The sequence below is a fragment of the Methylomonas sp. BG-2 genome (assembly GCF_057766305.1).
The window spans coordinates 17220-31278 of record NZ_JBYMAP010000014.1 but is presented as its reverse complement, the minus strand read 5'-3'; the positions used below and the strand labels follow the sequence as shown (position 1 = coordinate 31278).

Below are 14059 nucleotides of genomic sequence, written 5' to 3'. Positions count from 1 at the left end.
CGATCATGACCATCGTCGCCGAGTCAGGCCGGAACGCGCTGGACTTAACGCCGATGTTGACCGGTAGTAGCGCCGTAGCCGACAACGGCGACTGGTTGCTACTCAGTCCAAACGGCGGGGACCGACCAATCCGGCTCTGTTGCGCACCGATTCGCGGCACCCACGGAGAATGCCTAGGCGCGGTGCTGACGTTCTCGGATCAAAGCGGCCGCCGCGCCGCCGAGCGCGAGCGCGAAGCCAAGTTGCGCTCGCTGCAATTGCTGGACGCAATCGCCAACGGCTCCAGCGACGCCATCTTTGCCAAGGATCGCCAAGGCCGCTACCTGCTCTTCAACCGCGCGGCGGAGCGCATTACCGGCAAAAGCGCGGCGGAAGTGATCGGCCGCGACGACTCGTCGATTTTTCCGGCGGACCGGATCGCCGAGCTTAAAGCCAATGACCGCTCAATTCTCGACGACGGACAGCGGATCACGGTTACCGAACGCCTGCCCACCCATAACGGCGAAGCGACGTTCATGACGACCAAGGGCCCACTGCTGGCCGACGACGGCCGAATCGTCGGCCTGTTCGGCATCGCCAGGGACGTCACCGAACTGAAACGCAGCCAGGACGAACTCCGCCAGGCGCACGACCGCAACCAACGCTATTTGGATACGGTGCAAACCTTGATGCTGGCACTGGATCCGGAAGGCCGCGTCAAGATGATTAACCGGGCCGGCTGCGCGCTGCTCGGCCATGCCGGCACCGATCTGGCCGGCCGCGAGTGGTTTTTGGACTGCGTCCCGCAACCGCAGGGCCTGCGCGACCTTTACCCGCGCTTTCGGCGTTTATTGACCGGCGCGCAAGATACCGACCTGGACGATGAATATCCGATACTGACCAAAACCGGCGAAACCCGGACGATACGCTGGCACCACAGCCTGTTGACCGACTCCGACGGCCAGATTACGGGCCTGCTCAGTTCCGGCGAAGACTTGACCGAGCGCTTGCAAACCCAATCGACTCTCGACGAAAAAGAAACCTTGCTACGCACGCTGGGCGCAATGGCAAAAATTGGCGGCTGGCGCTATGCGCCGGATTCCGGCGCGTTGACCTGGACCGACGAGGTTACCGACATACTGGCATTGGCAAGCAACGCCGAGCCGAGTCTGGAAATGCTGTCGGCTCGGCTGGAGCCGGACGACCGCGCCACCCTACTCCGCTCCCTCGACGACGCCCACCGCCGCGCCATCGACTTCGATCTGGAACTGGCCGTCGCCGCCGTCGATGCCGGCCGTCAATGGTTGCGAATAACCGGTCGCCCGGTCCGGGACGGTACGCGTATCGACGGCACGCTACAAGACATCACCGAGCGGAAAAACGCCGAATTGCAATTGATCAAGTTGTCCCAGGCCGTCGAACAAAGCCCGGAAAGCATCGTCATTACCGACCTCAACGCCAACATCGAATACGTCAACCAAGCCTTCGTGCAGGCGACCGGCTTCGAACGCTCGGAAGTCCTCGGCAAAAACCCCAAGATTCTGCAGTCCGGCAAGACGCCGCCGGCGGTTTTTGGCGAACTGTGGCACGCACTGAATCAGGGGCTCTGCTGGCAGGGCGAATTCGTCAATACCCGCAAGGACGGCAGCGAATACGTCGAACTCGCCAGCATTAGCCCGATTCGCGGCAGTAACGGCCAGATCAGCCATTATCTGGCGATCAAGGAAGACATCAGCGACAAAAAACGCCTGTCGGAGGAACTGGATCGCCACCGCCGCAACCTGGAAGAACTGGTCGAGGAGCGCACCGCCGAATTACAGCGAACCGGCAACTACCTGCAAGCGCTGATCGACAACATACCGCAACTGGCCTGGTTGAAAGACATTGATGGGCATATCCTGGCCGCCAATCGCGCGTTGGCCGACTTCAGCGGCATGACGATCGACGACATTCTCGGCAAAACGGACGCCGAACTTTACCCGCCCGAGATCGCCGAACGGAATTCACACATGGAACAACGCGCCATCGAAACGCGCGCCCGGCAAACGATAGAAGAATATTTGCCCTGGCAACCCGGCACGATCCACGAAACCAGTCGAGCCCCGGTCATCGATGCCGACGGCCGGGTGCTGGGCACGGTCGGATTTTCCAGGGACATCTCGTCCCAAAAAAACCTGGAACGCGAACGCGAGCGAGCACGTCTGGCCGCCGAAGCCGCCAACCGCGCCAAAACCGCGTTCTTGGCCAATATGAGCCACGAAATCCGGACGCCGATGAACGCCATTCTCGGCTTGACCCACTTGTTGCAGGCCGCCGAACCGACACCAAGCCAATCGGAGCGCTTAACCAAGATCAACGCCGCCGCCGACCATCTGTTGAATATTGTTAACGACATTCTCGATCTGTCCAAGGTCGAATCCGGCCGAATGACGCTGGAACAAACCGAGTTTTCGGCACACGCGCTGCTCGACCACGTCTATTCGTTGATTTACGACAAGGCGAAAACCAAGGGTTTGGCCGTTTACATCGAATGCGATCCCGTGCCGGCGTCGCTGTCCGGCGATCCGACCCGGCTGCGCCAAGCCCTGCTGAACTATGCCGGGAATGCCGTCAAATTTACCGAGACGGGCCACGTCACGTTGCGTTGTCGGCTGTTGAAGACCGACCTTGACCGGGTTTTGTTACGTTTTGAAGTCGAAGACACCGGCATCGGCATCGACAGCACCAATCCCGGCAAGCTATTCGACGCGTTCGAGCAGGCGGACGCCTCGACCACGCGCCGCTTCGGCGGCACCGGTCTGGGACTCACCATTACCCGCCGCCTGGCTGAATTGATGGGTGGCGATGTCGGCGTCGATAGCCGGCCGGGCCTGGGCAGCCGGTTTTGGTTTACGGCCTGGCTGAACCTAGGACGCGGCCTTCATGAGCCTGAAACCAAAAAACTGAATGGCGAGCAAGCCCGCAACAACCTCAGCCGAGTCGACGCCCGAGTTTTGCTGGCCGAGGACAACGCCATCAACCGCGAAGTCGCCGAGGACTTATTGCGCGCCGCCGGACTGAGCGTCGACAGCGCGGAAGATGGCGAAGCGGTTGTCGCAAAATTCGCGGCCGCCGAATACGATCTAATCTTGATGGACATGCAAATGCCGAAAATGAACGGCCTGGAAGCGACCCGCATGATCCGCGCCAGCGACAAGGGCCGCACGGTACCCATCGTCGCCATGACCGCCAACGCGTTCAATGAAGATCGTCACACCTGCCTCGCCGCAGGCATGAACGATTTCATCGCCAAACCGGTCGAACCCGACACGCTTTACGCAACCCTGTCGCTCTGGCTGCGCGCGCCGATGCCGCCAACCGCCGAGACCAGCCCTGAAGCGGCCGCCGACTTGGCGGCACTGACCGGCCTCGACTGGCAACGCGGCCTCGCGCTGTTGCATGGGAATTTGGAAAAATACCGGCGACTGCTGCGTTTGTTCGCCGACAACCACCGTGCCGATCCCTCGGCGTTGCTGGCCTGGCTGGCGAGCGACGAAGTCGCCAAGATCGCCGACCTCGCCCACTTATTGAAGGGCAGCGCCGGATCGCTGGCGCTAACCGGAATCGCCGACCCGGCGGCCGACTTGTTGCGCGCGGCCAGAGCCCGCGAACCGGCCGAGGTCTTAGCTGGACTCATCGAAAGTTTGAACGCGGCGCTGCAGCGCTTCGTTACCGAAGCCGACACCCGGTTACCACCACCGGCCATCGAGACGGCCGGAGCACCCGTTCCGGCCGCCGAGTTAATCCCCCGCTTGCGGTCGCTGTTAACTTCCGGCGATATTCAAGCCAACGAACTGGCGTTGGAGCATCGCCCGGCGCTGCGAACCGCGCTCGGCGACCAGGCCTTGCCGCTGCTGCGCGCGATTGAAAACTTCGATTACGATACGGCGCTGACGCTGCTGGAAGGCTTCGACCAAGCTCCGCGCCCTCCGAGCTGAGTCGCGATCACGATAATCCAGCAGAGCGTACTTGGCGCAAACCCGCGCCCGAGACACCGGCCAACCATGAAGCCGACCCTGGGGCGCCCTGCTTTACTATGCCCCGCGACTGGTTCTGGCGCCCACCCGGTGGCAGTTCGCCATCGCCCGGCGAGAACCGGTCAGTGCATCCGCCCCAAACCCAGACTGCTGGCTATCGAATGGCCGAAGTAAGCGCCCATCTGGCCGGCCAAGCGGTCCAGAAAGCGTTCTTGCGGTGTGAAGTTTAGCGTGTGCTCGGTATCGAGCTCGTCGCGGGCAACCGAATCGACATTGCCGAAATCGTCCGCCAAACCCAGTCTGACGCCTTCGGCGCCGGTCCAGACCAAGCCGGAAAACATGTCCGGCGTCTCCTTCAGCCGGTCGCCGCGCCCCTTGCGGACCGCGTCGATAAATTGCTGGTGAACCTGGTCCAGCATCGATTGCATGTGCTTGGTTTCCTGGCTGTTGGCCGGCGAAAACGGATCGAGCAAGGCTTTGTGCTCGCCGGCGGTCAAGGTCCGCCGTTCTATCCCCAAGCGATCCAGCACGTTGGTGAAGCCGAAGTTGTTCATGATGACGCCTATCGAGCCGATGATGCTGGCTTGATTGACGAAGATCTTGTCGGCGGCGGCGGCAATATAGTAGCCACCCGACGCGCAGACATCGCCGACCACCGCGTAAATCGGCAAATCTGGATGCTCGGCCTTGATCCGGCGAATCTCGTCGTAAATGTACCCGGCTTGCACCGGGGTACCGCCCGGCGAATTGACGTTCAAGATAACGCCCTTGGTATTTTTGTCTTCGGCCGCGTTCTGCAAGCCTTCGATGACCACGCTCGCCGAACTGGCCTCGCCGTCGGCAATCACCCCAACGATATCGACGACCGCCGCATGCTGGCGATCGGAACTGATTTTTTCCTCGAAACTGGGATAGGTCGCCACCACCAAGACCGCCGACAAATAGACAAAGGTCAAGGCCTTGAAAAAGATGCCCCAGCGCCGCGCAACCTTCTGTTCGTTAATCGCGGCGAACGCCAGTTTCTCCAGCGTCTGCCGTTCCCAGCCGCCATCCCGGCCTTCCGGTTCCTGATTTTGATTTTGCGTGTCCAAGGACTTACCTCCTTAAAGTAGACCGAGCAACTCGGTCGGATAATTCAAACAGTACAGCGGCGAATAGCGTTTTAGCGTCTCGGCCGGATGCGCGCCGCAAGTCACTGCCACCGAAGCGACGCCGGCATTTAACGCCATCTGCAAATCGTGCACCGAGTCGCCGACCATCAAGGTTCTATCCTTGGCCACCCCCAACTCGGCGACGATTTCGTCGATCATCAGCGGATTCGGCTTGGATGCGGTCTGATCGGCGCTGCGGGTCGTGCAAAAGCTGTCGGCCAGACCGGTACCGGCGATCACTTCCCGCAACCCGCTGCTTTTTTTGCCGGTAGCCACCGCCAAGCGGTAGCCGGCGTCCCGAAAACGCGCCAGCATCTCCGGCACGCCGGGAAACAAGTCGTTCCGACTCATTTCCCTGGAAAAGAACGCTTGAGCGTAATCGCCCGCCAAACGCCGGCCGGTCTCTTCGTCCATCCCTGGAAACAACGTAGCCACCGCATTTTCGATACTGAGGCCTATGATGTCCTTGACCGCTTGAGGTTCCGGCACCGGACAATCCTGGCGGGCCGCGGCCTGGCGAATGCAGTGCACGATCCAGTCCACCGAGTCGGCCAAGGTGCCGTCCCAATCGAAAATAATCAGATCAAAGCGTTTGTTCATGATCGAGCAAGGTTTGTAACTCCACCGGCAGCGGCGCGTTGAAATGCAGCGGCGCACCGGTCAGCGGGTGAGCGAAACGCAATTGCTCGGCGTGCAAGAACAAGCGCTTATAGCCGCGTTGCTTGAAAGCCTTGTTGACGTCGTCCTGGCCGTAGCGGTCGTCGCCGACGATGGGATGCCCGAGCCATGCGGCGTGCACCCGAATTTGATGGGTCCGGCCGGTCTTGGGAGCCGCCTGCACCAGCGTTGCTTCCCGAAACGCCTTCAAGCGGGTGAACATCGTCTCGGCCGGTTTGCCGGCCTGGCTGACAACCACCATGCGTTCGCCGCCTTGCGCGACGTTCTTTAGCAGCGGCACATCAACGCGCTGAGTTTTTCGTTTGAATTGCCCGGCCAGTAGCGCCAAATAAGTCTTTTGGATGCCATCGCCGCGAAACATCTCGTGCAAGACCCGCAGCGCCGAACGCTTCTTGGCAATCAACAAGCAGCCCGAGGTTTCCTTATCCAGTCGGTGCACCAGTTCCAGAAACTTCTGTTGCGGACGGATTTGCCGCAGCGCCTCGATGATGCCGCTGCTGACGCCGCTACCGCCGTGAACGGCGAAACCGGATGGCTTGTTCAGCACAATGAAGCCGTCATCCTCGTAAAGAATTTGGTTTTCCAGGCTGAATTTCAAGGCCGGCTGCACGATGGCCTCGGCGGTGGCTTCGGCCACCCTAACCGGCGGAATCCGCACGATGTCGCCGATGGCCAGTTTATAGCTGACATCGACACGCCCCTTGTTGACCCGCACCTCGCCCTTTCTGACCATCCGGTAAATACGGGTCTTGGGCACGCCTTTTAAAAACCCGATCAGAAAATTGTCCAACCGCTGTTCGCTATTCGCGTCGGTCACTTCCAGCCATTGCACACTAGGGCGCGGCGTTTCGCTTACTTGATTCATGGCGGAAATAATAGCAACATCCAAGCCGGCCATGTTTAAAATTGCTGCCTCTGGTAAAGATTGCTATATTAGGCTAGTTTATCTATCGATAGACTTAAGCGATGGAAATTGATTCTCAGGCCACGCGGCCGATTTCCTCGCTATTAATAACAAGAATTTTCGGGTTTTATCGCTCGACCCATGATGAGCGACTTGCATCCTAAAGCATAGAGTTCGGTATAACAGATTCCCCGCACGACAAGCGCCACCCTCGGTCCATCCGATATTCGCTGCTATAACTACTACTATTCATTGCAGTTTTCAGTCAGTCCGGCCGCTCACTTGGTAACGCATCGGGAACCCGCCGCCTTTATCCGCGACAAACCAGCCTGTTTAAACTCTAGGTGGGATACACAACAATAAGGATAATTTAATGAAAAGAATGCTTATCAACGCCACGCAACCCGAAGAGTTGCGAGTGGCCTTGGTAGATGGTCAAAAGCTCTATGATTTTGACATCGAAGTCCCTTCCAAAGAACAGAAAAAATCCAATATCTACAAAGGCATCATCACCCGGGTTGAACCCAGCCTGGAAGCCGCTTTCGTCAATTACGGCGCCGAAAAGCACGGCTTTTTGCCGTTTAAGGAAATCGCTCCGGAATATCGTACCGGCGACGACGGCGAAGGCAAGTCTTCGAAGTCGAATATTCGGGAAGGCCAGGAAATCGTCGTCCAGATCGAAAAAGAGGAGCGCGGCAACAAGGGCGCCGCGCTGACCACTTACATCAGTCTGGCCGGCACTTATTTGGTGCTGATGCCGAACAATCCGAAGGCCGGCGGCATTTCCCGCCGCATCGAAGGCGATAACCGCAGCGAATTGCGCGAAACCATGGCGGCGCTGGAAATTCCGGACAGCATGGGGCTAATCATCCGTACCGCCGGCTCCGATAAAAACGTCGAAGAGCTGCAGTGGGACTTGAACTACCTGATGCAACTGTGGGAAGCGATCGACCGCTCCAGCCAGGAACAAGCCGCGCCCTTCCTGATCTTTCAGGAAAGCAACGTCATCATCCGCGCCTTGCGCGACCATTTGCGCGGTGACATCGACGAAATCCTGATCGATCAGGAAGGCGCTTTCAAGCTGGTGCAAAACTTCCTGAAGCAAGTGATGCCGCACAACCTGCACAAGGCCAAGCAATATCAGGATACCGTGCCGTTGTTCAGCCGCTACCAGATCGAGACTCAGATCGAGATGGCCTACAAGCGCGAAGTGTCGTTGCCGTCCGGCGGCTCTATCGTCATCGACCATACCGAGGCGCTGACCTCGATCGACATCAACTCGGCGCGTGCCACCAAGGGCAGCGACATCGAGGAAACCGCGCTGAATACCAACCTGGAAGCCGCCGACGAGATTGCCCGCCAACTGCGCTTGCGCGACTTGGGCGGCCTGTTCGTGATCGATTTCATCGACATGATGTCGAACAAAAACCAACGCGAAGTCGAAAACCGCCTGCGCGACGCGCTGAAAATCGACCGCGCCCGCATCCAGACCGGCCGTATTTCCCGCTTCGGCCTGATGGAAATGTCGCGGCAACGTCTGCGGCCGTCGCTGGGCGACTCCACCCAACTGACCTGCCCGCGCTGCAAAGGCCAAGGCACGATCCGCAACGTCGAATCGGTGACGCTGTCGGTATTGCGCCTGATCGAGGAAGAAGCGATGAAAAAAGGCACGGAGCGCGTCATCGCCCACCTGCCTATCGACTGCGCCACCTTCCTGCTCAACGAAAAACGCGCGGCCATTCAGGAAATCGAAGCCCGGCTGCATGTCGGCATCATTGTATTGCCGAGCAAACACCTGGAAACGCCGGCCTACGATATCGAGCGCATTAAAACGGTGGAAGGCGACGACAAGGCCAGCCACCTGCAATTGAAGGAAGAGGAAATCACGGTTCCGGAATTCGCCAAACAAGCCGGCCCGAAATCGGAAAAGGCGGCGATCAAGGAATTCCTGCCCGACTCACCGGCACCGGTACAAAGCAAGAAGAACTCCGCCAGCCTGATCCAGCGCTTCTGGCAACGCTTGATCGGCAAGGACAAAATCGCCGAAGCGCCGGAAGCCGGCGGCGAAGGCAAGTCCGGCGAAGAAAGAAACCGGCCCAACCGCAACGTCCGCAAGGATCGCCCCGGCGCCGGCCGGAACGGCCGCCGCAACAATAATCGTCGCGGCGGCGCGAATCCGCAAGCAGCGACGGACAACAGCGCCAATCAAACCCCCAGCCCGGCCTCGGAACTGCCGTTACCGGCCGCGTCCGGCGAACAGGAAGGCGAAGGCGCGCCGCGCCGCAACGGCCAGGAGCGCAGCCGCCGCAATCGCAACCGCCGCCGCGGTCCGCGCAACGGTAGCGAAAGAAAAACCGAACAAAACTTCAACGGCGAATCGGATCAATCCTCCGCCGATGCGCCTAACAACCGCTACGTCAGCAACGACGCGATCGCCCCGGCCAATTCCTACGCCAGCGAATTCGCCGAGCGCAGCAGCAACCGCGCTCAAGAGAGCGTGGAGCCTCAACCGCGCCCGCAAAGTTCGGCCGAGGAATAAAAAAACGGAGGCCCGACACAAATCGGGCCTCCGTTTTGTTACCGCTAGCCGACCGGGTCCGACATAAAATCGGATCTACCGCCGCTCAATCGATGTAACGCCGCAAAATATCCGCGTAAGCGTCAATCCGCCTATCCCGCAAGAAAGGCCAAATCCGCCGCACGTCCTCGCTACGCTTGGGATCGAGTTCGGCGAACAGCAAGCAATCCTCGACATCGTCCGCGCTCGCCAGCAATTCGCCCTGCGGCCCGGCGATGAAGCTGTTGCCCCAGAACTGAATCCCCGGCGCTTGATCCGGCGCCGCTTCGAAGCCGATCCGGTTGCAGGAAATCACCGGTAAGCCGTTCGCCACCGCGTGTCCGCGCTGCACGGTAATCCAGGCCTGCAATTGGCGCTGCTTTTCGGCAGCCTCGTCGTCCGGATTCCAACCGATCGCGGTCGGGTAAATCAGTAGATCGGCGCCGGCCAGCGCCATCAAACGCGCGGCTTCCGGATACCACTGATCCCAGCAGATCAACACACCCAATTTGCCGATCGAGGTCTCGATGGGCTTGAAACCCAAATCGCCCGGCGTGAAATAGAATTTCTCGTAAAAGCCCGGATCGTCCGGGATATGCATTTTCCGGAACGTGCCGGCGACACTGCCGTCCTGGTCGAACACGACGGCGGTGTTGTGGTATAGCCCAGGCGCGCGCTTTTCGAAAATCGTCGAGACCACGACCACCTGGTTCGCGCGCGCGGCATCCGCCAGAGGCTCGCAACTCGGACCCGGTATCGGCTGCGCGAGGTCGAAACAGGCCGTGTCCTCGCTTTGGCAGAAATAGTGGTCCAGATGCAGTTCGGGCAACACCACCAATTCTGCGCCGCGTTGGGCGGCTGCCTGAATTTGGCTCAACGAATAGGCCAGATTGGTCTCTCGGCCCCGGTTGCAGGGCTGCTGAACGGCGCAGGCGATAATCGATTTTTTCATGACGGGCTTGAAATTGAAGGACTGTGGACGGTGGAATCGCGGCGGCCGCCGCGAAAGCTTATACGTTAAGCTTAACGAAGGCCGGCACCTGCATGCTGGCGCAATGCAGACTGCCATATTGGTGCACCAGCGGCCGGCACGGCACCGCGATGGCTTTCCGATCCGGGAAACAAGCGGTTAAGCGCTCCAGCGCCACCGCATCCATCGCATCGTCGTAGACCGGCACCAACACCGCGCCGTTAATCAATAGAAAATTGGCGTAATTGGCCGGCAAGCGTTGGCCGTCCTCGTCGTAAATCGGTTTGGGCAACGGCAACGCCACCAATTTATACGGTTCGCCGGCTTCGGTGCGAAAGACTTGCAATTGCGCTTCCATGTTTTTCAGGCTGGCGTGGTGCGGGTCTTCGCTGTCGTCGCAACTGGTGTAAGCGATGGTATCCGGATCGCAAAAGCGCGCCAGCGTGTCGATGTGGGCATCGGTGTCGTCGCCGGCCAGATGGCTTTGCTCGACCCACAAAATGCGCTTGGCCCCCAAGTAGTTTTGCACCTGCCCGGCAATCGCCGCTTCGCTCAGGTCCGGATTGCGATTGGGATTGAACAAGCAATTCTTAGTCGTCATCACGGTACCCTGGCCGTCCGACTCGACGCTACCGCCTTCCAGCACCAGATCGACCGTCGCGGTCGGAAAGCCCTTGAAGATCGGGTGAGCAAACAGTGCCAGATTCAACGCGTCGTCGGCGCCGTGCGGGTACTTGTTGCCCCAGCCGTTAAAGCGGAAATTCGCCAGTTGCAAACTGGCTTTGGGATGCTGCCATTCCAGCGCGATGAACACGGTGTCTCGCACCCAAATATCGTTGTAGTCGGCCTTCACGAAATGCAAATTGGCGTTGGCCGTTTTGAATTGCGCCTGGATGTGTTCTTGATGCTCGCCGTTCTTGCAAACGACGATCAGCGGCTGATAGGCGCTGATCGTCGAGGCGATGAAGTGGTAGCTGTCCTCGACCGAAGACAAATTGCGAAAGTCGCCGCTAGCGTGCGGCCAGGCGATGATGACGGCCGATTGCGGCTCCCATTCTGCTGGAAAGCGAATCATGAAATACTCCCTGGATATGGTAGCGATTGATAGTATAGGTATGGCTTATTGTATCAATGCTAACCGGATAAGACTTATCCGAGGGAAGATAATCCGGTACCGGTGACCCGGAACTGCCCAGACAGCCCGGCCAGGCCGGCGAGGAACACAGGTCGCGGGGATAAGCGGACGCAATCGCCAAACTGGCGGCTTCCGCAAACGAGCGCGCCCGCGCGGCTTGCTCGCCAAGCGCCATTTCGCACGACTCTATTTCAAGCTTTACCAACGCCGATTCTTGCATAACGCCTCCTTAGGATCGACGAACGTGAAATGCCGCACGACGACTCGGCCAAGTCCAGATATATTCTAGCCTCTATTCTGAACTTCTATTTTCCAAAAACCAAAACTTTCGCTTGTTTTTGCGCCACTTTTTTCCGCAATCTCCATCAGAACGCATCAGATACGGCGTAATTTAAGAACCGCCGCCGAGGCCGGGACAATCACGTGCTTTTGCCGGCGCGGCCCCCGTCGAGTTCGCGACATTTCCAATGATTTCCGGCTAAAAGATTGATTTTTGGAAATTCTCGTCATACTTGTTGCGGTACGCGAACCTGTTATCAGCGCAAACGCCAACCACAATCGCCGAAACGACCAGCCGCACTGGTCAGGCCAAAAATAACAACAACGGAAATGACCATGCCGTCCAATCGCCGGTTTCCTCTGACCGCCCGCCACGTGGTTGGCCAATTTTTCGTCCTCGCGGCGTTCGCGCGGCTACCGTCGCCCCAGGCGGCCGAACCGCCGCCCAATCTGGAAGATTTTTCGATCACCGAACTGATGCAAATGGAGGTTTCGTCGGCATCCCGCAAATCCGAGACCCTGTCCGATACCGCCGCGGCCGCCTTCATTATCAGCCAGGAAGATATACGCCGTTCCGGCGCGACCAGCATTCCCGAAGCACTGCGCATGGCTCCCGGCATCGACGTGGCGCGCATCGACTCCAGCGCCTGGGCCATCACCGCGCGCGGTTTCAACGGTCGCTACGCCAACAAGCTGCTGGTCTTGATCGACGGGCGCAGCATTTACACGCCGCTGTTTTCCGGGGTGTTCTGGAACCTGCAAGACACCTTGATCGAAGACATCGATCGTATCGAAGTGATTCGCGGCCCCGGTGCGGTGATGTGGGGCGCCAACGCCGTCAACGGGGTGATCAACATCATCACCAAAAAAACCAAGGACACCCAAGGCAATTTATTCGTTGGCGGCGGCGGCAACCAGGAACGCGGCTTCGCCGGTTATCGCCACGGCGGCCAGTTCGGCGACGACGGCAATTACCGGATCTACGCCAAAACCTTCGAGCGGGAAAGCTTCGTCACCTCGACCGGGGAGCGCATCCATGACGATTGGCGTTCGGTTCAGGGTGGCTTCCGGATCGACGGCCGGATTTCCAACGACAACCGTTACACGCTGCAAGGCGATGTCTACCGGAAAAACGTCGGCAATACCGTCGAGCCCATTACGATCGCGCCGCCCTACAACACCCGCTTCTCCAACGACGACCACGCCAACGGCGCCAATCTGCTGGCCCGCTGGGAAGGCAATCTGGCCGACGGCTCCGAGTTCAAATTGCAAACCTATTACGACCGGATCGAATTCAACGCGGCGGAGCTTTCCGATTCCCAGGACATGTTCGACATCGACTTTCAACACCGCTTGCATCCGGCGGCCGACCACGACCTGATGTGGGGCCTGAACTATCGCTTCATTCACAGCGCCGTTACCAATACCGCCGCCATTTCGTATATCGATAGCGACCTGGGTTACCACAACGGCGGCGTATTCGCGCAGGACTACATCACGCTGATCGACGACACGTTGCGCTTGACGCTGGGCACCAAACTGGAAGAAAGCCACTTCGGCAACACCCAAGTACAGCCGAACGCGCGCCTGTTGTGGACGCCCAACGCCCATCATTCGGTTTGGGCCTCGGTGTCCCGCGCCGCCCGAACACCCTCCCGAGGCGAGGCTCAGGCCAATATCGCGCTGGGAGCAACGCCAACCGGCTTGCCGGCGCCGTACGACCAAATCCAGGTCCTTGGCCGATACAATCCCAACCTGCGCGCCGAAAAAGTCGTCGCGGCCGAAATCGGTTACCGCGCGCAGTGGACCCAACATTTCTCCACCGACATTGCCGCATTCAGCAACCACTACACCGACTTGATCCTGTTTCGCAGAGGTAGCGTCAACCCGCTGGCCCCGCCGCCGCTGATCCTGCCGATGATTTGGTACAACCATAGCCGGGAAGTCACCACCCGCGGCATCGAATTCTCGGCGGAGTGGCAAGCATTGGACTGGATGCGCTTTACCGGCAATTACAGTCACATCAAAATCGAAATGCCGTTCGACGCCAACAATCCGGATACGGCCGGCCTGTCCCCCCGCCACCACGGTTCTTTGCGTTGGCAGATGGATCTACCGGAAAACCTGAAACTCGATTTGACGCTGCGGCATGTCAGCCGGTTGAACTCCGTCAGTCAGGCCATACCGGCCTACACCACCTTCGATGCCCGCCTGGCCTATCAGCCGGTGCCGGACCTCGAGCTGTCCTTTGTCGCGCAAAATCTGTTTTCGCCTCGCCATCCCGAGTACCACGACTCGTCGGCGATCTCGTTACCCGGCTCCGCGATGGAAATTCCCCGCTCGCTTTACGGCAAGATCGACTGGCGCTTTTGATTTTTCACGCATTTCAA

The 14059-nt window shown here is 59.2% G+C and carries 8 protein-coding genes; 3 read left to right on the top strand and 5 right to left on the bottom strand.

Going from position 1 to position 14059, the window contains the following annotated elements:
• The coding region (locus tag AC3B8H_RS02560; protein ID WP_488440052.1) for a PAS domain S-box protein at positions 1-3956 on the top strand (3956 nt) is incomplete at its 5' end.
• A 161-nt stretch (positions 3957-4117) separates the two neighbouring features.
• Here the strand turns inward: AC3B8H_RS02560 and sppA are convergent.
• From sppA to rluC, 3 genes are read right to left on the bottom strand one after another with little or no spacing between them, the layout of a single operon-like run.
• Positions 4118-5086 carry a signal peptide peptidase SppA gene (sppA, locus tag AC3B8H_RS02555; protein WP_488440051.1) on the bottom strand — a complete coding sequence of 323 codons (969 nt, stop codon included), beginning with the start codon at positions 5084-5086 and terminating at the stop codon, positions 4118-4120.
• Positions 5087-5098: 12 nt separating this feature from the next.
• Positions 5099-5746 carry an HAD family hydrolase gene (locus AC3B8H_RS02550; protein ID WP_488440050.1) on the bottom strand — a complete coding sequence of 216 codons (648 nt, stop codon included), beginning with the start codon at positions 5744-5746 and terminating at the stop codon, positions 5099-5101.
• Positions 5730-6689, bottom strand: coding sequence for a 23S rRNA pseudouridine(955/2504/2580) synthase RluC (gene rluC / locus AC3B8H_RS02545; protein ID WP_488440049.1), 960 nt, complete (start codon positions 6687-6689; stop codon positions 5730-5732). Before rluC ends, AC3B8H_RS02550 begins: the two co-directional genes overlap by 17 nt.
• 412 nt (positions 6690-7101) lie before the next feature.
• Between rluC and AC3B8H_RS02540 the strand changes: the two genes are divergently transcribed.
• Positions 7102-9267, top strand: a complete 2166-nt coding sequence (locus AC3B8H_RS02540) for an Rne/Rng family ribonuclease (protein ID WP_488440048.1) — start codon at positions 7102-7104, stop codon at positions 9265-9267.
• An 85-nt stretch (positions 9268-9352) separates the two neighbouring features.
• Here AC3B8H_RS02540 and AC3B8H_RS02535 read toward each other — a convergent pair whose 3' ends face one another.
• Entirely contained in the window at positions 9353-10237 is an 885-nt protein-coding gene (locus tag AC3B8H_RS02535; protein WP_488440047.1) for a carbon-nitrogen hydrolase, read from the bottom strand.
• 58 nt (positions 10238-10295) lie between these two features.
• Positions 10296-11330, bottom strand: coding sequence for an agmatine deiminase family protein (locus AC3B8H_RS02530; protein ID WP_488440046.1), 1035 nt, complete (start codon positions 11328-11330; stop codon positions 10296-10298).
• 675 nt (positions 11331-12005) lie between these two features.
• Between AC3B8H_RS02530 and AC3B8H_RS02525 the strand changes: the two genes are divergently transcribed.
• Positions 12006-14042 carry a TonB-dependent receptor plug domain-containing protein gene (locus AC3B8H_RS02525; protein WP_488440045.1) on the top strand — a complete coding sequence of 679 codons (2037 nt, stop codon included), beginning with the start codon at positions 12006-12008 and terminating at the stop codon, positions 14040-14042.
• The last annotated feature ends 17 nt before the right edge of the window (positions 14043-14059 follow it).

Coding starts and splice junctions, on each gene's coding strand:
- AC3B8H_RS02550 (WP_488440050.1), bottom strand. CDS start 5,746: ATGAACAAACGCTTTGATCTGATTATTTTCGATTGGGACGGCACCTTG.
- rluC (WP_488440049.1), bottom strand. CDS start 6,689: ATGAATCAAGTAAGCGAAACGCCGCGCCCTAGTGTGCAATGGCTGGAA.
- AC3B8H_RS02540 (WP_488440048.1), top strand. CDS start 7,102: ATGAAAAGAATGCTTATCAACGCCACGCAACCCGAAGAGTTGCGAGTG.
- AC3B8H_RS02535 (WP_488440047.1), bottom strand. CDS start 10,237: ATGAAAAAATCGATTATCGCCTGCGCCGTTCAGCAGCCCTGCAACCGG.
- AC3B8H_RS02530 (WP_488440046.1), bottom strand. CDS start 11,330: ATGATTCGCTTTCCAGCAGAATGGGAGCCGCAATCGGCCGTCATCATC.
- AC3B8H_RS02525 (WP_488440045.1), top strand. CDS start 12,006: ATGCCGTCCAATCGCCGGTTTCCTCTGACCGCCCGCCACGTGGTTGGC.